This is a genomic window from Janthinobacterium rivuli, from assembly GCF_009208735.1.
GTDB lineage: Bacteria > Pseudomonadota > Gammaproteobacteria > Burkholderiales > Burkholderiaceae_D > Janthinobacterium.
Map to the genome: position 1 here is coordinate 47,976 of NZ_WFLJ01000019.1, position 19,796 is coordinate 67,771.

At 61.5% G+C, this 19,796-nt stretch carries 18 protein-coding genes; 4 read left to right on the forward strand and 14 right to left on the reverse strand.

Annotated elements, in window-relative coordinates; all coding sequences use genetic code 11:
* Positions 1–43 precede the first annotated feature (43 nt).
* The 3 genes from glnL to glnA form a co-directional block, all read right to left on the reverse strand.
* The gene (gene glnL, locus GCN78_RS22955; protein ID WP_034760227.1) at positions 44–1,132 is read right to left on the reverse strand and encodes a nitrogen regulation protein NR(II); all 1,089 of its coding nucleotides are present in this window, start codon (positions 1,130–1,132) and stop codon (positions 44–46) included.
* Between the two features lie 5 nt (positions 1,133–1,137).
* Positions 1,138–1,647: a DUF4124 domain-containing protein gene (locus GCN78_RS22960; RefSeq protein ID WP_319633147.1), complete on the reverse strand. Its 510-nt coding sequence runs from the start codon at positions 1,645–1,647 to the stop codon at positions 1,138–1,140.
* Between the two features lie 156 nt (positions 1,648–1,803).
* Positions 1,804–3,219, reverse strand: coding sequence for a type I glutamate--ammonia ligase (glnA, locus tag GCN78_RS22965; RefSeq protein ID WP_070219258.1), 1,416 nt, complete (start codon positions 3,217–3,219; stop codon positions 1,804–1,806).
* A 386-nt stretch (positions 3,220–3,605) separates the two neighbouring features.
* On the opposite strand from glnA, the gene GCN78_RS22970 reads away from it, so the two are divergent.
* Positions 3,606–4,067 (forward strand): rhodanese-like domain-containing protein, encoded by a 462-nt coding sequence (locus GCN78_RS22970; protein ID WP_152253767.1) that lies wholly within the window; start codon positions 3,606–3,608, stop codon positions 4,065–4,067.
* A gap of 75 nt (positions 4,068–4,142) precedes the next feature.
* Here the strand turns inward: GCN78_RS22970 and GCN78_RS22975 are convergent, their stop codons facing one another.
* The gene (locus GCN78_RS22975; RefSeq protein ID WP_152253768.1) at positions 4,143–5,489 is read right to left on the reverse strand and encodes a TAXI family TRAP transporter solute-binding subunit; all 1,347 of its coding nucleotides are present in this window, start codon (positions 5,487–5,489) and stop codon (positions 4,143–4,145) included.
* A gap of 129 nt (positions 5,490–5,618) precedes the next feature.
* Here GCN78_RS22975 and GCN78_RS22980 point away from each other — a divergent pair, with 129 nt between their 5' ends.
* Positions 5,619–6,224 carry a glutathione S-transferase family protein gene (locus GCN78_RS22980; RefSeq protein ID WP_152253769.1) on the forward strand — a complete coding sequence of 202 codons (606 nt, stop codon included), beginning with the start codon at positions 5,619–5,621 and terminating at the stop codon, positions 6,222–6,224.
* On the opposite strand, the gene GCN78_RS22985 is transcribed toward GCN78_RS22980, so the two are convergent.
* The 7 genes from GCN78_RS22985 to GCN78_RS23015 all read right to left on the reverse strand — a co-directional run bounded on the left by GCN78_RS22985 (position 6,221) and on the right by GCN78_RS23015 (position 14,824).
* Complete coding sequence (locus GCN78_RS22985; protein WP_152253770.1) at positions 6,221–6,601, reverse strand: hypothetical protein; 381 nt, start codon at positions 6,599–6,601, stop codon at positions 6,221–6,223. The two genes, GCN78_RS22980 and GCN78_RS22985, sit on opposite strands and share 4 nt — an antisense overlap.
* Before the next feature lie 63 nt (positions 6,602–6,664).
* A complete protein-coding gene (locus GCN78_RS22990; protein WP_152253771.1) occupies positions 6,665–9,793 on the reverse strand; it encodes a transglycosylase domain-containing protein in 3,129 nt (1,042 codons plus the stop codon).
* A 525-nt stretch (positions 9,794–10,318) separates the two neighbouring features.
* The gene (locus tag GCN78_RS22995; protein ID WP_152253772.1) at positions 10,319–11,104 is read right to left on the reverse strand and encodes a competence/damage-inducible protein A; all 786 of its coding nucleotides are present in this window, start codon (positions 11,102–11,104) and stop codon (positions 10,319–10,321) included.
* A gap of 31 nt (positions 11,105–11,135) precedes the next feature.
* Positions 11,136–11,963 (reverse strand): EI24 domain-containing protein, encoded by an 828-nt coding sequence (locus GCN78_RS23000; protein ID WP_152253773.1) that lies wholly within the window; start codon positions 11,961–11,963, stop codon positions 11,136–11,138.
* Positions 11,963–13,003, reverse strand: coding sequence for a sterol desaturase family protein (locus GCN78_RS23005; RefSeq protein WP_152253774.1), 1,041 nt, complete (start codon positions 13,001–13,003; stop codon positions 11,963–11,965). Before GCN78_RS23005 ends, GCN78_RS23000 begins: the two co-directional genes overlap by 1 nt.
* Positions 13,000–13,842, reverse strand: a complete 843-nt coding sequence (locus GCN78_RS23010; protein ID WP_226939783.1) for a polysaccharide deacetylase family protein — start codon at positions 13,840–13,842, stop codon at positions 13,000–13,002. Before GCN78_RS23010 ends, GCN78_RS23005 begins: the two co-directional genes overlap by 4 nt.
* Before the next feature lie 10 nt (positions 13,843–13,852).
* Positions 13,853–14,824: a YVTN family beta-propeller repeat protein gene (locus GCN78_RS23015; RefSeq protein ID WP_034760259.1), complete on the reverse strand. Its 972-nt coding sequence runs from the start codon at positions 14,822–14,824 to the stop codon at positions 13,853–13,855.
* A 197-nt stretch (positions 14,825–15,021) separates the two neighbouring features.
* On the opposite strand from GCN78_RS23015, the gene GCN78_RS23020 reads away from it, so the two are divergent.
* Together GCN78_RS23020 and GCN78_RS23025 are read left to right on the forward strand one after the other, a co-directional pair.
* Positions 15,022–15,378 (forward strand): FKBP-type peptidyl-prolyl cis-trans isomerase, encoded by a 357-nt coding sequence (locus GCN78_RS23020; protein WP_034760263.1) that lies wholly within the window; start codon positions 15,022–15,024, stop codon positions 15,376–15,378.
* 199 nt (positions 15,379–15,577) lie between these two features.
* Positions 15,578–15,832, forward strand: coding sequence for an acyl-CoA-binding protein (locus tag GCN78_RS23025; protein WP_152253775.1), 255 nt, complete (start codon positions 15,578–15,580; stop codon positions 15,830–15,832).
* Positions 15,833–15,971: 139 nt separating this feature from the next.
* Here GCN78_RS23025 and proX read toward each other — a convergent pair whose 3' ends face one another.
* The 3 genes from proX to proV are packed head-to-tail and all read right to left on the reverse strand — an operon-like array spanning position 15,972 to position 19,372.
* Entirely contained in the window at positions 15,972–17,030 is a 1,059-nt protein-coding gene (gene proX / locus GCN78_RS23030) for a glycine betaine/L-proline ABC transporter substrate-binding protein ProX (RefSeq protein ID WP_152253776.1), read from the reverse strand.
* A 9-nt stretch (positions 17,031–17,039) separates the two neighbouring features.
* Positions 17,040–18,143 carry a glycine betaine/L-proline ABC transporter permease ProW gene (gene proW, locus GCN78_RS23035; protein ID WP_152253777.1) on the reverse strand — a complete coding sequence of 368 codons (1,104 nt, stop codon included), beginning with the start codon at positions 18,141–18,143 and terminating at the stop codon, positions 17,040–17,042.
* Positions 18,140–19,372: a glycine betaine/L-proline ABC transporter ATP-binding protein ProV gene (proV, locus tag GCN78_RS23040; RefSeq protein ID WP_152253778.1), complete on the reverse strand. Its 1,233-nt coding sequence runs from the start codon at positions 19,370–19,372 to the stop codon at positions 18,140–18,142. Before proV ends, proW begins: the two co-directional genes overlap by 4 nt.
* Positions 19,373–19,796 lie beyond the last annotated feature (424 nt).

Consider the following 19,796-nt stretch of genomic DNA (forward strand, 5'->3'; position numbering starts at 1 on the left):
TGTGCGTCCCGCAATGGATTTCATGGGTGGGATACTTCCTCGCTTATGGCAAGGGGAGAACGATCCTGAAATCGGTGTATCCAGGCCGGCTTTCGCACTCGATCACGCCCAGGTGCTGTTGCACGAAGGTTTGCGCCAAGGTCAGTCCCAGCCCGCTGCCGCCTTCCCTGCCCGACACCAGCGGGTAGAAAATCCGGTCGCGGATCTGGGGTGCGATGCCCGGTCCATTGTCGATGATATGCAAGTCTAATGCCAGGTTGTAGCGGACCTTGGCCAGGGTCACCTGGCGCGCCACGCGCGTCTTGAAAATCAGCTCCGCATCGCCCGCCTCGATGCGCTCGGCCAGCGCCTGCGCCGCATTGTGCGCGATGTTGAGCACGGTCTGTATCAATTGCTCCTTGTCGCCGCGAAACTCGGGGATCGAGGCGTCGTAATCGCGCGAAATGGTCAGCCCGCTGGGAAATTCGGCCAGGATCAGGCTGCGCACCCGCTCGCACACTTCATGGATATTCACGTCGCCCACGATGTGCGGGCGGCGGTGCGGCGCCAGCAGGCGGTCGACCAGGGTCTGCAACCGGTCCGCTTCCTTGATGATGACTTGCGTGTATTCGCGCAGCTCGCTCAGGTGCAGGGCCGGCAATTCCAGCTCCAGCAGCTGGGCCGCGCCGCGGATGCCGCCCAGCGGATTCTTGATTTCATGCGCGAGGTTGCGGATCAGCTCCTTGTTGACCTGGCTCTGGTCGAGGATGCGCTCCTCGCGGTCGAGCTTTAACTGCTGCACGTTTTCGCGCAGCTCGATCAGCACGCCATCGCGCGGCGCGTCGAGCGCGCTGATGATGCTGTGCACGCGCAGCGGCTCGCGCCCCAGGCGCTCCAGCGTCAGGTCCTGGCGCAGGTCGGAAAATTTATGTTCGAGCGCCTGCGCGCAGATGCCGGCCAGCTCATCGGGATTGAGGAACAGCGCCGTCAACTTTTGCCGCGACAGCGCTTTCAATGAGCTTTCCAGCAGGTTTTCCGCCGCCGCGTTGGCATAGCTGATGCGGCCGTCGCCATCGAGCAGGATCACGGCCGAGGCCAACAAATCAAGGCCGGCCAGGTGGGCGGGACGGCTGGAATGGTTGTCTAATGTCATGTGCTTTACCGAATATTCGCGATCTCGCGTTTCAGGGCCTCGACGTTCTGCTGAGTCCGGTTGATATTCTCTTTCAACTGCGCCACTCTTTCCTGGTATTTCGCGTAGTTACGCTCATTGCCCTGGCGCTCGGGCTGGCCGCCATTCAATTCCAGGCGCTGCGCCGCCAGTTTCTGCTCTTCGCTGCGCAACTCATCCTGCAGGATCTGGCGCCGGTCCAGGTCGCGCGCGCGTTGCTCGGCGCCATCGACCTTGGGAAACGCGCCGGCGGCCGGCGCCGCCGTGGCCACCGCCTGCGTGGCGGGCCGGGCAGGCGCGCCGGCCAGCGGCGCCGTCTTGCGCGGCGGCTCCGTCATGGCCCCCGGCAAATCGAGCAGCTGGCAATGCGCGCCGGCGCGCTTGTCCGTGTAGGTCTTGTGTCCCTGCGCATCGGCGCAGACATACAACTGTCCGTGCGCCTGCGCCGCCGCGCCCAGCAATCCTGCCATCAGCGCCATTCTGTAATGCTTGGTCAATCTTCACTCCTGTCGGCTCGTGCCGCATCGTTCCTGGGCCGACTATACAACACCACACTCTCACGGCCTTGGCGTACTGCATAAAAAAACGCGGGCGAGACCATCGCCTCACCCGCGTTTCTTATTCACAACCGGCACATTGCCGGCGTGGCGCCATTACAGCGAGTAGTACATGTCGAACTCGGCAGGATGCGTGGTCATGCGCATGCGCTGTACGTCCTGCATTTTCAGTTCCAGGTAAGCGTCGATCATGGAATCGCTGAACACGCCGCCACGGGTCAGGAACTCGCGGTCCTTGTCCAGGGCTTCCAGTGCTTCTTCCAGCGAAGCGCACACGGTCGGGATCAGTGCGTCTTCTTCCGGCGGCAGATGGTACAGATCTTTCGAGGCGGCTTCGCCCGGATGGATCTTGTTGGCAACGCCGTCCAGGCCGGCCATCAGCAGTGCGGCGAAGCACAGGTACGGGTTCGCCAGTGGATCCGGGAAGCGCGCTTCGACGCGGCGGCCTTTTGGATTGGCCACGTGCGGGATACGGATCGAGGCGGAACGGTTTTTCGCCGAGTACGCCAATTTCACCGGCGCTTCGTAGCCTGGTACCAGGCGCTTGTACGAGTTGGTGCCCGGGTTGGTGATCGCGTTCAGTGCCTTGGCGTGCTTGATGATGCCGCCGATGTAGTACAGGGCGAAATCGGACAGGCCGGCATAGCCGTCGCCGGCGAACAGGTTTTTGCCATCTTTCCATACGGATTGATGCACGTGCATGCCCGAACCGTTGTCGCCAACGATAGGTTTCGGCATGAAGGTGGCGGTCTTGCCATAGCTGTGCGCCACGTTCCACACCACGTATTTCAGGTTTTGCGTCCAGTCGGCGCGCTCGACCAGGGTCGAGAACTTGGTGCCGATTTCATTCTGGCCGGCGCCGGCGACTTCGTGATGATGTACCTCAACCGGGATGCCCAGCGATTCCAGGATCAGGCACATTTCCGAACGCATGTCCTGGAAGCTGTCCACTGGTGGCACGGGGAAGTAGCCGCCTTTGACGGTAGGACGGTGGCCGCTGTTGCCGCCTTCGATGTCCTTGCCGGTCGACCACGAACCTTCGTCCGAACCGATCTTGACGAAGCAGCCCGACATGTCGATCTTCCAGCGCACGCTGTCGAAGATGAAGAATTCCGGCTCAGGGCCGAAGTAGGCGGTGTCGCCCATGCCCGACGATTTCAGGTAGGCTTCGGCGCGTTTCGCGATCGAGCGCGGGTCGCGGTCGTAGCCCTTGCCGTCCGACGGTTCGATCACGTCGCACTGCATGAACAGGGTCGTTTCTTCCATGAACGGGTCGATATTGGCCGTGTTTGGATCCGGCAGCAAGATCATGTCGGACGCTTCGATGCCTTTCCAGCCAGCGATCGAAGAACCGTCAAAGGCGTGGCCCGACTCGAATTTGTCCATGTCGAAGTGCGACACGGGAACCGTCACGTGCTGCTCTTTACCACGGGTATCAGCAAAGCGGAAATCAACGAATTTGACTTCGTTTTCTTCTACCATCTTCAAGACTTCTGCGGCTGTCATTGCCATGCGTATCTCCTAAATGAATGTGGGGTGAGCCGACCTTAGTGCGTCTGGGCTGATGAAGCGAAGCAAACATTGCGTGCCACCAAAACTCATAAGGATCATAGCAGATTCCATGCCAGCTTCTGAACGGACGTGGCCGCCAAGGTCAAAACCCGGCCATCCCAGTGAAAGTTTTCCAGCCCGCGATTTTCACGCGCGTTTGCCCACAACCAAGAATGCACTATGCAAGTGCAAAAAACGCATAACGCACCATTATCGTGCATTTTATGCCGATTTCTGAAAAATGCCTCGTTGTGGTGCATGCGCCGTGCACCATGGATTCCCGTTTGCGGGGCGCGGACGGCGCACTATAATCGTACTCACACCTGCCCACTTTCATCGAGGACGCCATGAACACCGCCGCCGACATCCTGACCACCGCCCGCAGCCGGGCCAATGAAGGTACGCCGTATGCCGGCGCCGTCACGCCGCAGGAAGCATATGACTTGCTGCAAGGCGATGCCGGCGTCAAGCTCATCGACGTGCGCACGAATGCCGAGCGCGACTGGGTAGGCAGGGTCGACATCGCCGATACCCAGCATGGTGCGGTGCAGTGGGCCACGTATCCGGGCGGCGTGCCGAATCCCGACTTCCTCGCGCAGCTGGCGGCCCAGGCCGGCAAGGATGAGGTGCTGCTGTTCCTGTGCCGCTCCGGCGTGCGTTCGCGCCACGCCGCCAAGCTGGCCACCGAGCACGGCTATATCAACTGCTTCGACATCCTCGAAGGTTTTGAAGGCGACAAGGACGCCGACGGCCACCGCAAGCAGATCGGCGGCTGGTGCAAGGCGGGTTTGCCGTGGCTGGGCGCTTGAAAGCAGGAGTAACGGAACAGCTGCCGATGACGGCCATACGTCGACCAGAGACAAGTCCCGCCCTGGCTTGATGCTTCAGGCTGGCTCACCCGCCTCTGGATGTTCGCCCATCAGCGTCAGAATGCGCTTGCGCACGAAATTGATGTGGCTGCGCAAGCCATACAAGCCATCGGCAAACGACAGCGGTATCGAGATCTGGTTGACCATTTCCTCGATCTGGTCCAATCGCTGCAATTGCGCCGCATACACTTGCGCGCGCTGCTCCTCCGGCACGTCTTCCAGCGCCTGCTCCACCGTGCGCAGCTGGCCGTACCAGCGGTACACGCGCGAGCGGATGCGCCACACGTACAGGGGCGGCACGACGCGCGACAGGGGCAATATCAGGGCGCCGAGCGCCACCACCAGCACCCACATGCGGTCGAAGAAATTGGCCAGCCAGAAACTCATGTAGCGCTGCAGCACGGGCGCGCCATCCTTGTAGAATTTCAGCGCTTCCGGCGCGACGGGAATTTCCGTGTAGCGCGCGGATGGGAACTGCCCCTGCTGCTGGAACCAGCCCGTGCCGCCGTGTATGCCGGCCGCCGCCTGCACGAACAGGTCGACCAGGGCCGGATGCAAGTCTTCGCGCGCGACCAGGGTGGCGGTCGGCGCGATCAAATGATAATCCTGCGCGGGAATGTTTTGCCCCAGGTCGACGATGCCACGCGGCAAAACGACATGCGTGAGGAAAGGCAGGCGCCGCGTGTACGCTTCCGCTTGCGAAAAATCAAACAGCTTGATGCCCGGCGTTTGCAGCAACATCTGGATCAGCGGCGCTTCCGGCGCCGAGCTGAACACGAGACCGTCGATGCGCCCTTCCAGCAGTTCCACCGTGGCGGGCGTATTCTGCAGGTCGCTGACCGTCAATTCCTTCGCTTCCACGCCATTGACGGACAGCAACTGCCGGAACAGGCTGGGCACGCCCGTGCCTTCCGGCCCCAGGTTGATCTTCATGCCCTTCAATTGCGTCAGTTCCGTCACCGCCTTGTCTTCGCGCAAGAACAGCCAGACGGGTTCCGTAAATAAACTGCCCAGGGAAATCAGGCCATGGCGCTCGGCATCGGCGTGCTCCGTCGAGCCGCTTTGCACGAAGGCGATATCGGTCTTGCCGTTATTGAGGCGTTGCAGGTTTTCCTGCGAGCCCAGCGACGGCTGCAAGGTCACCTTGATGCCGTGCTTGGCCAGGGTGGCCGCGTATTTCTTGCCGAACTCTTCATACGCGCTATTGTCCTGCCCCGTCGACAGGCTCACCTGGCGCGGCGGCGCCGGGTCGACCAGCCAGTAAGCGAGCGCGCAGAACGCGCCGACCAGCAGCAGGGTGGGACCGGCGGTGGCGAGGAAATCGCGCACGGAAAAGCGGCTGAACGCGAGAATTTTGGACATGTGGTGGCGCATAGGTTTCATGGGTGGCTACGATGCCAAGAAAACCTCAACTATGCAAGGCATCTCACATGCGTGGCGTGGTCAAATCCGCTACAGTAGCAGATCACTCACCTGCCCCCGGAGCCCCGCATGCTGAAAATTCTTGGAAAAGCCGCCTCGATCAACGTCCGCAAAGTCTTGTGGACCTGCGAGGAACTCGACCTGCCATACGAACGCGAAGACTGGGGCAGCGGCTTTCGCAGCACGGACGACCCGGCCTTCCTGGCCCTGAACCCGAACGCCATGGTGCCCGTGCTGGTCGACGGCGACCTGGTGCTGTGGGAATCGAACACGATCTGCCGCTACCTGTGCGCCCAGGCCGGCCGCGACGACTTGCTGCCAAGCAGTCCCCGCGCCCGCGCGCAAGTGGAAAAATGGATGGACTGGCAAATGGGCGACCTGAACAACAGCTGGCGCTACGCCTTCATGTCGCTGGTGCGCCAGAGCCCCGCGCACCAGGATGCGGCGCAGCTGGCGGCCGGCATTGCCGGATGGAACAAGATGATGGGCATCCTCGAGCAGCAATTGCAGCGCACGGGCGCCTTTGTCTGCGGCGAACAGTTCACCCTGGCCGATATCGTGCTGGGGCTGTCCGTCAAGCGCTGGCTGATGGCGCCCATGCAACGTCCCGCGTATCCCGCCATCGCCGCGTATCACGCGCGCCTGGAAGCTAAGACCGCCGTGTTTGCCGGTTAGTCCAGTTCGATTGCCGCGACCGTGCCGCCGATGACGTAGCAATCGCCATCGCGGCGCACCTCCTCCAAGCTCGCCGGATCATCGTGCGTATACGTGCCGTCGACGTCGACGCACCAGACGTCGCCGAAACGCAGCAACTTCACGCCGCAGCAGATGCGGTTGATGAAGTTACCCTGAGTCTTGAGCAGCACTTCCCGCACCGCGCCCACCGTGATGGCGACCTGGCGCCAGACGTTGCCTTCCAATGCATGATTTCTCGCGTACAAGACGATGCGCACGGCCTGCACGCCGTGGGGCCCGTACATTTGCTCGAATGAGACGAGCGCGCCATCGTCAAAACGGTGGTATTGCTCAAAAATGCGCTGCGTTGTTTCCATTTCTTTTACTCCTGTGCAAAAAAAACCGGCCCGCGAGGGCCGGCTTTTAGTTGCAGCAACGATTTAATTCGTGCACTGCTTCGCCACGCCTTCGGCCGACGCGGGCGGCTCGATCAGCGGCATCAGGCTCGGCGCCAGCGAGACCAGCAATTGCACCGGCAAGGCGCTGGTGAAATCGTAGTTCTTCGATTCCGGTCCGCGCACATACGCCGTCATGCTGCCATAGAAGCGCTCGCCGATATTGAAGACGAACGTGGCCGAACGGTTCACATAGCGCGATTCGATCAGGCGGCCGCCGGCGCCATACACGTCGAAACGCTGGTCGCCCGTGCCCGTCTTGCCGCCCATCGGGATCGGCACGCCGTCGGCGCCGACGAACGCCGTCTTCGCCCGTTTCGCCGTGCCGTCCGACACCACTTCGCGGATTGCCTTGGCGACCGCCTTGGCCACGTCCGGCGACAACACTTGCTCCGCCTCCACCTTGCTGCCCCGCTTGACCATGGTGTCATACGGCGTGTTGGCGGCGAAATGCATGGAATCGATGCGCACGCTCGGTTTGCGCACACCATCGTTGATGATGATGCCCATCAACTCGGCCAGCGCGGCGGGACGGTCGGCCGAGGCGCCCAGGGTCGTCGCGTAGGACGGCACGAGCGAGTCGAATGGATAGCCCATCTTCTTCCATTGGCGGTGGATTTCCAGGAAACCTTCCACTTCCAGCAAGTTGGCGATGCGGCGGTCCTGCGCATGCTTGCGGTGCGTATTGAACAGCCATTTGTAGACTTCCTGGCGTTCCTTTTCGCTGGCCGCCACCATCTGCGACAGGGTGGAACCTTCATGCTGGCGCAGGTAAGCCACCATCCACAATTCCAGCGGATGCACGTTGGCAAGATAACCGCGGTCGGCCAGCGACCAGTTTTCCATCGCGTACTGCTGGTACAGCTTGGCCACGCGCTCGGGCGGTACTTCGTTTTGCGACGGCAAGTTGGCGTTGAGGAAGTCGCCGAATTCGGCCACCGTCCCCTTCGGATTGACGGTGCGGAAGATATTCGCCAGACGCACGGGGGTCGGGCGGATGCTGGCCAATAAGATCTTTTCCTGCTCGTCGACGCTCTTGCCACGGTATTTCTGATAGAAGCGGTGCAGGAATTCGCGCCCTTCCTTGTCGGCAAACCGGCTCAAATATTGCGCGCGGCGCGGATCGTCCGCATCCGCCAGCAGCGAAGCCGATGAATCGGGACGCGAGAACATGTAGTAGCGGGCCACGTCGCGCATCAGGCGCACGAACACCAGATTGGTCGACTGGCGCAGCGCCTGCTGCACCGTCATGATGCGGCTGTCGTCGAGCTTGGAGAAGTTGCCGAAATGGTGCAAGCCGCCGCCCGTGAAGAAGCCTTCGCCCGGGTTGCCCGAATATTTGCGTTCCATGGCGGCCGCCAGCATGGCGGGTAAATTCCTCGCCTCGCCGAGCGGCAAAGGTTTCAAGTAGGCAATCGCCCACTGCGACAGCATGTCCTTCGGATCGACGGCGATCTTACTCAGTTCGGCGGCGCCCATGCCGCCGTAGCGCTGGTGCAGCTGGTCGATGATGTCCAGGTAAGTCACCAGAGTGCGCAGCTTGGCCGTGGAACCGAGGTCCAGCTTGGCGCCCTCGTTGATGTCGAGCGGCTGGTCGAAATTGTCCGTTTGCACGCGCAGCAAGTTGGCTTGCTCGCCCTTTTGCAGCAAGGTAAAGCTGTAGACCACGTTGGCGGGGTCGCCATTGCCCAGCATGCCCTTGCCCGTCAGGCCGGCCGCTTTCGCCACTTCCGGGTCGCGCAGCTCGCGCAAGACCTTGGTGACGGCGTTTTGCGCCTGCGCGTCGAGCGTGCTGACCACTTTCAGGTCCAGGCGGTCGAGGTTGTACAAGCGCGGATCGCCCAACATGCTGGCCAGGTGGTTGCGCACGGCATTCGAGGCCTTGCGCGTGACGAACGAGGTCGACGCTTCCGACTGCACGCCAGAGGCCGTCGATGGGCGCAGCTTCTCGGCGATGGCCGCATCGCGCAGCTGCGGCGAGATCACGCCCGCCTGCGCCAGCAGGCGCAGATGGCTGTTGGTCAATTCTTCCAGGTCGGCGCCCCCGGCCACCAGGTAGTGCGAGGGACGGCGCTGCGCGATCAAGAGACTCAGCGCCTGCTTGTAGGCCAGGGCGCTGCCCGGCTGGTCCATATTACCCTTGAGCAAAGTCTTCACGTCGGCGAACGGACGGCCATACCAGACCCACATGCCGTCGCCGATGCCGTTCACTTCGCCAAAGCCGCTCTTGGCCGACAGCGGCACGGTATTGAGGTAATTGACGACGATCTTGCGCCGCGCTTCCATGGTGTTTTCGCCATCCTGGTACGAGCGCAGGCTGGCCGAAATCATTTGCAGCAACTTGTCCTGCATGGAGCTGGTGCGGCCATCTTCCGAATGGCGGTATTTTTCTATTTGCGTGGCCAGGGTGCTGCCGCCGCCGCCCCGGTGGCCGCCGAACATATTCAGCGCCTTGTCCAGGATCGCCTTGCTCAGGCGGTCCCATTCCACGGCCGGGTTGCGCATGGGCGTGCCAGGGTCGAGCAATTCGCGGTTTTCGATGAACAGCAGGCTTTGCACGAGCGCCTGCGGTGCATCGGCGAAGCCGTCGAACATGCGCTCGGGATAGCTGGCCGCGAACAGGGGCGCGGCGCGGCAATCGAGGATGCTCAGTCCGGCGCGGTTTTTCTCGTGATACGTGGCAAAGATGCCCCGGTCGACCAGTTGCACCATTTTCGGCGACATGCGCGCCTGCGCCGTGACGGCATAGTCGCGCGCATTCAGCTTGGAAATGAAGTCAGGCAGGCTGGCATAGCCGAGCCGCTCGTCATACGGGCCGTGCTGCGGATAGCGGATGGCGCCCGCCGGTGCAGGGCCGGGTTCGACCTTGAAAGTCAGCTGGCGGTCCAGGCGCGTGAAAAATTCCGCCTGCAGGGCCGAGGTGCGCACTTCGCGCATGACGAACCACGCCACGCCGGCGATCAGCGCCAGCACGATGATGGCAAAGATCGGCCAGATGCGTGAACGACGCTTCTTCGGCGGACTCGCCGGCGGCGGCGCCTCGGCGCCCGTGTCGGCGAGTGGATCAGAGGGGGGCCGCTCTTGCGCGGCCAGATTGACGCCTGTGTCTTTCATGGGATGCTGGGGTAAGGTTGGGTTTGGACGGCGCGGGAAATGCGGCAGCGATACCGCTCCGCGCGGGATAAGACCAGGGCCGGCCAGGGCCGGTCACAACAAAGCTTGCTTAACATGATGTCCATACCGGTGAATCAAAAAAACACGCTACTGCACAGGCAGGCAACCTCGCGTTTGACGCGCCAGGCTCCTGTTCACCATTCCACCACATCGGCATGAGAACGACTGACGAGCGCGCACAAAAATCTTGCTTCATTGAAGATTTTCGCAAAAAAACAACGTCCTGGAACGTACGCTTGCGTACTAAGAGCCTATCCCAGTAGATGAATACATCCCCTGCTGGCGCCCCTCAGAAGCGGGGACTGCGTTGATCGTCGTTGCGTGGCTCGCCACGCGTCCTCCTCACGCCTTGTCCGCGCTCCTGATGCGCTGCCAGCAGAAGACGCTCCCTACTGGGATAGGCTCTAAGATGCAAGGCGGGCGGCACGCCAGCGGAAAAGCCGCCGGCGCCGCACCGGCTGCATGTCAGATGGTGGTGTATTCCGCCTGCAGCGCGTCGAGCGCGGCGCGCATGTCCGCGAAGGCGGCCGCCGCTTGCGCGGGCTCGCCCTTGACGCCCAGTTCGATATGCCGGCGCGTCTGCGCGTCGCCCACGCTGGGCAGGCTGAATACCTTAATCAGCGGAAACTCCGCTTCCAGGCGCACCATCAGCGGCGTCAACAGGGATTCGGCCGTTTCATACACGAGCAAGGCATGTTCCGCATGCGGCACCTGGTTGAACAGGTGCGCATAATGCGTATCCAGCACCCATTCGATCATGGGCCAGGACATGACGGGAAAACCGGGCACGAAATAATGCTCGCGCACGGCAAAGCCGGCAATCTTGTTGTACGGATTCGGAATCAGCTCGGCGCCTTCGACAAATTCCGCCATTTTCAGGCGGTGCAGGTTTTCCGGCGAGTTCAAGTCCGCCGGCACGCCCGCCTCTTCGCCCATTTCCGTGATGCGTTGCTGGATATTCTCCTTGCCCTGCGGATGCAGCACGAGCGGCAAGCCCAGCGCATCGGCCGCCGCCTGGCGCGTATGGTCGTCCGGCGTGGCGCCGATGCCGCCAAAGCTGAAGACGATGTCGCCGCTGGCAAAGCTGCGCTTGAGCAAGGCGACCAGGCGGGCCGGTTCGTCGCCCACGTATTCCGCCCAGCTCAGCTGCAATCCCCGCTGCTTGAGCATGTGCACCACTTTCGGGAAATGCTGGTCCGTGCGCTTGCCCGACAGGATTTCGTCGCCGATGATGATCAATCCGATAGCCATGAAGCTTCCTCGTAGAATTCGATAAAAATGGTCAGGCGTCCGCCGGCGCCACGTCCGTCATGCCGCGCTGGCCGCGCAGGCGCGCCAGGGCTTCCAGGCAGTAATACTGGAACCACAACCCCGTAAAGATAAAGATCAGCACATACAGCCAGATGGCGAACGCCGCCAGGAAGGGGAAGAACACCACCGCCATCACGCCGCCCATCCACAGCAGGCCCGGCACGGCGCCGGCCGCACCGGACACCATGCCGATGGCCAGCAGGGGCCAGCGCTGCGTGCGCATGATGGCGTGGCGCTCTTCCACGCTGGCGTAGTCGGCCATGGCGTCATACGCCATCACGCGGTAGGTCAGCCAGCCCCACAGCACGGCTTGCCCCGCCAATGCGGCCGGCGGAAACGCGTACAGGGGCAGCATGAGCACCCAGACGACGATGAACAGCAAGAACGTGGCCAGCGAAGTACCGACGCTGCCGAGCAGGCTGCCGCCATGTTTCTTTTCCAGCTGCGGAAAGTGCCTCCCGCCCACATGGCGGCCGATGGCCGGCATGGCGAACAGGCCCATGAAAATGAGCGCCGTCAGTATCATCAGCGGCAGCAGCATGAACATGGCGATCAGCGGCACGATCACCGCCTTCAGCGCGCCCAGGCCGAAGGTGGCCAGCATCTGGCCGCTGGTATGGAAGAAATCGTACTGCGTGAACAGCGCATGCAGGCTGTCGATCAGCGGCTGCAAGCCCACATACAACAATGCGCCCCATAGCACCAGCGACAGGATGAAGGGCGCCATGCTCAGCAGCAGTATCCTGCCATGCAATTGTGACAGGAAAGCACGGCCATACGAATTCAGCACATTACGCATCAACGGCGTCCTTTTCGTTTCAATCTTGCAAATTCCACCATGCGGCGCAGGCCCAGCCATTGCTGTTGCCAGAAGCCGCGGCCATAGTTGCGCCCCGGCCGGCCCACGCCATCGCTGTCGATGCGGGCCAGCTGGTCGCGCACACCCGTGCGCGCATAGCCCGCCGAGAAATTCGCGGTGCCCAGCAGCATATCCCAAATCGGCAGGACCACGCCGAAGTTGCAACCGCCCATGCTGCCCTTGCCTTTCGACTCGTGCCCCACGCCGATCGCGTGGTGCGTGCGATGGAAACGGGGCGAGATCAACAGCCGCTCGCCGATGCGGCCGAAGTGTATCCTCACATTCGCGTGCTGCAAGCTTTGCAGGATGCGCGAAATCGACACCAGCAGCACGTACTGGCCCGGCGGCACGCCGATGCCGAGCGCCACCAGGGCCATCACCACGTCGCGCAGGAAGTCATCGAGCAAGTGGTTGCGGTCATCGCTCCACAAGTTCATGTTTTGCTGGCTGTGATGCAGGCTGTGCAAGCCCCACCACCAGCCGAAATGGTGCGAGGCCCGATGGTAGCAATAGTCGACGAAATCCAGTATCACAAAATAAATGATAAAACTGAGCAAGGGACTGATGCCGGGCAACAGCGATTCCAGATTCAATGGATGGATATTGTCAAAACGCAAGGCGCCCGCCAATGCGTCCATCAGCGGATCGAGCGTGAAAAAGACCACGACGGAAAACAGGCCGACGCGGTGCAGCACCGTGTAAATGAAGTCGTTCCAGCGGGCGCGCGGGTCCGTCATCTTTTGCGCGGGAATCAGGGCTTCGAGCGGACGCAGCACGAGAAACAGCAGCACCAGTTCGCACAAGCCGATCAGCAGCCACTCCGTGCCCTCGAACGCTTCTTCCGTGAATTCGCCAAAGCCCAGGTGATACACGAGGGGATTGACGATGGTCTGGAACAGCCAGCCTTGCGCCACGCCAAAGGCGTCGACCACGGCGTCGATGACGGGCGTGACGTGGCTGACGATGTCGGCGGCGATCATGGCTGGCCCGTCTTCTGCGCGTAGGCAGGATGCTCGCGCAGGGTGGCAAAGCAGAACCCTTTGTCTTGCAAGCCGGAAATCAAGGCGTCCAGGTTGGCCGGCGCCCATGCGTCCTTGCGCGACCAGATGCCCATGTGCGCAATGAAAATATCGCCGCTGCGCAAGTTCGCCAGCGCCTTTTTCAGCAGCGTGGCGTTCGGATACTTGTCGCTGGGCAGCTCATCGCCCGAATACCCGGCCGGCGCCCAGCCCGCATGCTGGTAGCCGCAGGCGCTGCCGGCGGCCAGGGTGCGCGGCGACGTGTAGCCGCCCGGCGCGCGCCAGAACGGGTCGAGCTTGTGGCCGGTCAGTTCCTGGAAGCGTGTGTCGACGCGGCGCAGTTCCTCGCAGAACTGCTGATCGGTGAACGAGGCCAGCTTGCCGCCGTCCTTGCCGAACTGGGGCTTGACCTGGATCAAGCCGTTGGCCAGATCCTTCTTCCAGTACACGTGGTCAAACGTATGCGTGCCGAACGCATGGCCTTCGGCCACGCGGGCTTTCCAGTACGGCGCCCACGACGGGTCGAGCGAATAGTCGCCGCGCGTGGTCTTTTCATTGGCCAGGAAAAACGTCGCCTTCACATGGCGCTTGTTCAGCACATCGGCGATCAGTTGCGCCTGCGACTGGCTGCCCGTGTCGAACGTCATGTAGATGGTGCCCTTGCAGGCTGCCGGAGGCGCAGAGGCGGCTGGGGCAACAGGTGCGGCGGCAGGTGCGGCGGCCTGCGCGGGCGACAGCATGGCGCTGGCGCACAGCAGCATGGCGGGCGCGTGGCCCGCGAAAATGAAGCGTTTCATCATCACCGGCTCATCACATGCGCGGCGAGTGGGTGGCGAAATACACGCCATGGGGCGAGCGGCCCACCGGGATGGTCTTGATCACCTTGCGCGTGGTCAAATCGATCACGGCCACCTTCTTGATCCAGCGCAGGGTCACCCACATGGTCTTGCCGTCGGGGGTGATTTCCATGCAGTCCGGGCCGCCCGGTACGTTGATGGTGCCCACGTTTTCCAGGGTTTGCTGGTCGATGATGTTGATGGTGTTCGAGACGCGGTTCGAGACGAACGTCATGCGGTTGTCGCCGAGCGCGCGGAAATTATGCGTGCCGGCGCCCGCCTTGATGCGCTTGACGGTCTTTTGCGTGCGCCAGTCGATCACTTCCACGTAATCGCTGCCCATGATACCCACCAGCAAATGCTTGCCATCGGGCGTCATCGTGATGCCGGCTGGCGCCGGACCGACAGGCATGGTCCATTTCACCGTTTGCGTGGCCAGGTCGATGGCGCTGACCTGGTTGCTGCCCTGCTGCGTAATGAAAGCCATGGTGCTGTCGGCCGTGAACGCCATATGGCTGGGTAGTTTCGGCAACGGAATGCGCTTGGCCAGGGTCAGGTTCTTGCCGTCGTAGCGGTACAGGTCGATGCGGTCCAGGCGCAGCGAGTTCGAAATGAACCACTTCTGGTCCGGCGAAAAGCCGATCTGGTACGGGTCGAGGATGTTGCTGATGCGGCGCTGGATCTGGCCCGAGACGGGGTCGAGGAAGATCAATTCATTGCCCACGGAACTGGCGACGATCAGCGACTTGCCGTCCGGCGTTTCCATCAGATGGTGCGGTTCCTTGCCAACGGCAAAGGTGGACAGCGGAGCATAGGTTTTCTGGTCCAGCAGTTGCACCGTAGCATCACGGGAATTGAGCACCACCACCACTTCGGCTTGCGCCGTCGATATTGCGGAAACCAGGCACAGCGAGGAAAAAACAAGGCGGCGTAGACTGCGGAACATGGAAGAAATCACTGTTAAATACAAAACATGCATTTTACGTGGAACACCGTATTTATTGTGCGAAATCCCCCCTTAAATACTACCGGCGGCCACACATCGCCGTAATTTTCGGTTTTTACTTGTGCCGGGCCTGGAATGGCGCTTTGCAACTCATTGCTCTACAATCTGAAGCTTTCATCGCCTACACAAGGATAATCATGACCACCACCACTACCGCTTCCGGCCTGCAATACATCGATACCGTCGTTGGCGAAGGCGCTGAAGCGCAAGCCGGCAACAATGTTGTCGTGCATTACACGGGCTGGCTGCAAAATGACGACGGCAGCGCCGGTTCGAAATTTGACTCGAGCAAGGACCGCAACGATCCATTCGAATTCCCGCTGGGCGCCGGCCGCGTCATTCAAGGCTGGGACGAAGGCGTGCAAGGCATGAAAGTGGGCGGCAAGCGCCAGCTGATCATCCCGGCAGCACTGGGCTATGGCGCACGCGGCGCCGGCGGCGTGATTCCACCGAACGCCACCTTGATTTTCGACGTCGAACTGCTGGGCGTATAAGCACCGACTCCGCAGCGCTCAAGCGACTGTAGCGACGCCGCCCCTGTTCACGCAGCGGCGGCGTTTTTGTTTTGAGTGTGTCCTCTAATGCACGGCGCGCTTTTTTCACTATGATGTCAGGCACTGCAGCACGCACGGTGGCCACTCCGCCGGGCCTGCCGCACTTTTCCAGCGATTCCATCAGCACACAGGAGCCATCATGAGTTTACAAGAGCAATTCGAACAAGCGCAGCTCGATTCCAAGACCCTGTCCGAGCGTCCGGACAATATGACCTTGTTGAAAATCTACGCCTTGTTCAAGCAAGCGTCGAGCGGCGACGCCACAGGCGAGCGCCCTGGCATGACCGATTTCGTCAACCGCGCCAAGTTCGACGCCTGGGCGGCCCTGGCCGGCACCTCGAAGGAAGAGGCGCAACAGCAATACATCGACCTGATCGACGACTTGAAGGATTAAACGCCGACAACGCCTGTTTTACGCAGAAATAGGCCGAAAACGGCTGAAAACTCACCAAAAACCACAAAAACAGGCCGTTAACGTCAAAGTGGCTACCAAACCGGTAGCCACTTTTTTTACGCCGTTATCCGCCGTAAACTTACTTTTTCGCCGCCGCCAGCGCTTGCGCGATCCAGCCGTCGAACGTTTTCTGATGGTACTTGATCCAGCCGGCCGTATGGCGCGCGATATCGGCTTGCGTGCTTTCGCCGCGACGCATGCGCTCGTTCTGCGCATTGATGTCGGCCACCGGCAATTGCATCACTTCGAACAACTTGGCCGCGGCCGGGTTCTTCTCCGCCCAGGCCTTGTTGGACACGATGCGTGCCGTGTTGACGGCAAAGCCGTAATCGCTGCCATCGTCGAGGCGGGTATTCACCTTGTCCGGATTGGCCGAGAACGGCACTTTCAGCCAGACCACGTCCTTGCCCGGCACCAGCACGCCACTGACCCAGTACGGCGTCCACGTGTAGTACAGGATGGATTCGCCACGCTTGTAGCGGCCCAGGGTATCGGCGATCAGGGCCGCATAGCTGCCCTGCACGTGCGTCACCGTGTCGCGCAATTTGTACGCATCCATGTGCTTCTCGATCAGCGCTTCGCAGCCCCAGCCAGGGTTGCAACCCGTCAAGTCGGCCTTGCCGTCGCCATCGTGGTCAAACAGCTTGGCCAGCGTGGGATCGCGCAACTGGTCGATATTCGTGATGTTGTACTTTTCCGCAGTCGCCTTGTCGATCAGATAACCTTGCGCGGCGGGACCGGCGTACTGGCCCGTGCGGGACAGCTTGGCGTCGCCGCCCGCATTGTTATAGAAATCCTTGTGCATCGGGTCCCAGTGCACGGCCATGAAGGTGGCGTCACCGTTGGCGATGGCAATATGCGCGGTCGGATATTCCACTTCCTTGATCGGCTGCACTTCGTAGCCCAGCTTTTCCAGGGCCTTGTCGACCAGCATGGTCTGGAAGGTTTCTTCCGCGATCGAGCTTTGCAGCGGCTGCACCTTGACGCCCTTGCCGGGCAGCGCATCGGCGGCCGCGGCCGGCGTCTGCGCCATGGCCAGGCTGGTGGTCAGGGCCATGGCGGCGATCGCCAGGGCGGAAAACAGCTGGAACTTGCGTTGCGATTTTTGCGTCACTTTAAAATTGTCAATTTGATGCATGTGGTTCCTTTATTGTGCGTTGGCCAGCGTAGCTTGCTGTTCAACATTATTTTTTTCCGTGTTGCCGCGCACCAGGCGCAGCACGAAACCGGCAGGACCCGTCTGGTACCAATGGCGCACGCCACGGCGTGGCTGGCCCATCGCTTGCGTCAAGCGATCCAGGGTAATGGCCAGCAGCACGATGCCCAGGCCGCCCACGGTTGCCAGGCCCATGTCCAGGCGGCCGATACCGCGCAATACCATCTGGCCCAGGCCACCGACGGCGATCATCGAGGCGATCACGACCATCGACAGCGACAACATCAGCGACTGGTTGATACCGGCCATGATCGACGGCATGGCCAGCGGGAATTGCACGCGGGTCAGCAACTGCCACGGCGAGGCGCCATACGCGCGGGCCGCTTCGATCAGGTCGGGACGCACCTGGCGGATACCGAGGTTGGTCAGGCGCACCAGCGGCGGCAGGGCAAAGATGATCGTTACGATCACGCCTGGCGCATTACCGATACCGAACAGCATTACCACCGGCACCAGATAGACAAACGCGGGCGTCGTCTGCATGGCGTCGAGCAGGGGGCGCAGGATATTCTGCGCGCGGTCGCTGCTGGCAAGGAAAATGCCCAACGGCAAACCGATGGCCAGACAGAACGCCAGGGAAGTGAGCACCAGCGACAGGGTCGTCATGGCTTCCGGCCAGATGCCCAGCATCGACACCACCAGCAGCGCCAGCACGGTGCCGACGGCCAGGGTGCGGCTGGTAAATTGCCACGCCAGCAAGCCGATGATGGCGATCACCGTCAGCGACGGCGCCGCCAGCAGCACGCCTTCCACGCCGGACAGCACGCTGTCGATCGGCGCGCGCACGGCCTGGAAGAAGGGACGGAAATGCGCAACGACCCAGCCCAGGCCCTGGTTGATCCAGCTTTCCAGCGGCAGCGAGCCGTCGAAAATCTGCGTCAGGTGAAAACCGGTCGCATGCTCCGGCTGCACGGCAGGCGCGGCGGCGTCCAGCCACGCGGTGCTGGCGTCGGTGGGCGGCGTCAGCGCCCAGGGATTGATCTGTGCGGCCTGTTCAACAACAGGTTCTACTGTGGAAACGGTGCTTGGGTTCATGCTTGTCCTTTCTGTTGTTGTTCGGCAATGGCTGGCGTGTCGCGGTCGAGGAACTTCAGCAAGGTCGTCTTGCTGATGGCGCCGCGGAAGCTGCCGTCATTGGCCACCACAGGGACGGCGTAAGGCAGTTGCGCCACCTGGCCGAACAGGCCGGCGACTGGCTCATCTGCATTGATGGTCTGCACGTCCGGCAGATAGGCATGCGCCAGGCCCAAGGGCCCCACATGGCCGTCGAGCGCACTGCGCAGCGAATCGGCCGAGACGACGCCAAGGAACTTGCGCTGCGGATTGACGACATATGCGAAGGCGCGATCCTGCTCTTCCAGCATCGACAGCGCGGCGCGCGAACCACGGCTCGGCGACTCGGAGACGACGATCTGGCTCTTGCGGGCGATATCGCTGGCCTTGAAGACGGCGGCCGCATCGACGCCGCGCACGAAGTTGCGCACGTAATCGTTGGCAGGTTTACGCAGGATTTCTTCCGGCGTGCCCACTTGCACCACGTGGCCGTCTTTCATGATGGCGACGCGGTCGCCGATGCGCATGGCTTCGTCGAGGTCATGCGAAATGAAGACGATGGTGCGGCGCTTGATTTGCTGCAAGCGCAGCAGTTCCGATTGCATTTCCGTACGGATAATCGGATCGAGCGCGGAAAACGCTTCATCCATCAGCAAAATCGATGGATCGCAGGCCAGCGCACGGGCCAGGCCCACGCGCTGCTGCATGCCGCCCGACAATTCGTCGGGATAGCTGGCGCCGTAGCCATCCAGGCCTACCTGCTCCAAAGCTTGCTGGGCCAGCGCATGGCGCTCGGCCTTGGGCATGCCGGCCAGTTCCATGCCGAAGGCCGTGTTGTCGAGCACGCTAATTTGCGGCAGCAGCGCGAACGACTGAAACACCATGCTGATGTCCTTGCGGCGCAGGGCGCGCAACTGGGCGTCGGGCAGGGTATTGATGTCGTTGCCGTCGATCAGGATGCGGCCGGCGGTCGGTTCGATCAGGCGGTTCAGCATGCGCACCAGGGTCGACTTGCCCGAACCGGACAGGCCCATGATGACGAAGATCTCGCCCGCTTCAATGGTAAAGGTGGCGTCGAAAACGCCGATGGTGCAGTCGGTCTTGGCCAGGATGTCTTGCTTGCTGGCGCCCTGACGGACGAGCTCAAGTGCTTCTTCTGGCTTGTCGCCGAACACTTTGAACACATGGTCGATAATGATTTGTTTTGCCACGATGTGGTTCTCCCTCGATTTGACGAATGGAATGAAACCCAGCAAGCTGCTAGCTTGCGACGGGAATCAGCAAACCCTGTTGCGTCGGCTACGCCACGGCGCAAAAAAGCGCACGGGAGCGACAGGAAACAGGGGGTGACACGCGTGTGACCAGCGGATGGCCAAAGCCGGTGCCGGGGTGCCGTGTGCGTGCTAAAAGAGGCTGTGGTTCAGGACTTTTAACAACGCTAGCGCCATGCAAATACATGGCACCAAATGTATTTGACCGAAAAAATCGACCAAGCTACTTTTAACTGGATGCGGGTGTAAAACCCGAAGAATTATTCACCACTCAGCGAGCGGAGAGTACTGCGAAGCAGAAGGTGAAACGCGGTGTAGCTGTTGTAAATATGACTCAAGTATAACGCAAAAAGCCACCAAAGTC

Bases quoted from the DNA above. Each gene is read 5' to 3' on its own strand.
- glnL (WP_034760227.1), bottom strand. From the start codon at position 1,132: ATGACATTAGACAACCATTCCAGCCGTCCCGCCCACCTGGCCGGCCTT.
- glnA (WP_070219258.1), bottom strand. From the start codon at position 3,219: ATGGCAATGACAGCCGCAGAAGTCTTGAAGATGGTAGAAGAAAACGAA.
- GCN78_RS22970 (WP_152253767.1), top strand. From the start codon at position 3,606: ATGAACACCGCCGCCGACATCCTGACCACCGCCCGCAGCCGGGCCAAT.
- GCN78_RS22975 (WP_152253768.1), bottom strand. From the start codon at position 5,489: ATGTCCAAAATTCTCGCGTTCAGCCGCTTTTCCGTGCGCGATTTCCTC.
- GCN78_RS22980 (WP_152253769.1), top strand. From the start codon at position 5,619: ATGCTGAAAATTCTTGGAAAAGCCGCCTCGATCAACGTCCGCAAAGTC.
- GCN78_RS22985 (WP_152253770.1), bottom strand. From the start codon at position 6,601: ATGGAAACAACGCAGCGCATTTTTGAGCAATACCACCGTTTTGACGAT.
- GCN78_RS22990 (WP_152253771.1), bottom strand. From the start codon at position 9,793: ATGAAAGACACAGGCGTCAATCTGGCCGCGCAAGAGCGGCCCCCCTCT.
- GCN78_RS22995 (WP_152253772.1), bottom strand. From the start codon at position 11,104: ATGGCTATCGGATTGATCATCATCGGCGACGAAATCCTGTCGGGCAAG.
- GCN78_RS23000 (WP_152253773.1), bottom strand. From the start codon at position 11,963: ATGCGTAATGTGCTGAATTCGTATGGCCGTGCTTTCCTGTCACAATTG.
- GCN78_RS23005 (WP_152253774.1), bottom strand. From the start codon at position 13,003: ATGATCGCCGCCGACATCGTCAGCCACGTCACGCCCGTCATCGACGCC.
- GCN78_RS23010 (WP_226939783.1), bottom strand. From the start codon at position 13,842: ATGATGAAACGCTTCATTTTCGCGGGCCACGCGCCCGCCATGCTGCTG.
- GCN78_RS23015 (WP_034760259.1), bottom strand. From the start codon at position 14,824: ATGTTCCGCAGTCTACGCCGCCTTGTTTTTTCCTCGCTGTGCCTGGTT.
- GCN78_RS23020 (WP_034760263.1), top strand. From the start codon at position 15,022: ATGACCACCACCACTACCGCTTCCGGCCTGCAATACATCGATACCGTC.
- GCN78_RS23025 (WP_152253775.1), top strand. From the start codon at position 15,578: ATGAGTTTACAAGAGCAATTCGAACAAGCGCAGCTCGATTCCAAGACC.
- proX (WP_152253776.1), bottom strand. From the start codon at position 17,030: ATGCATCAAATTGACAATTTTAAAGTGACGCAAAAATCGCAACGCAAG.
- proW (WP_152253777.1), bottom strand. From the start codon at position 18,143: ATGAACCCAAGCACCGTTTCCACAGTAGAACCTGTTGTTGAACAGGCC.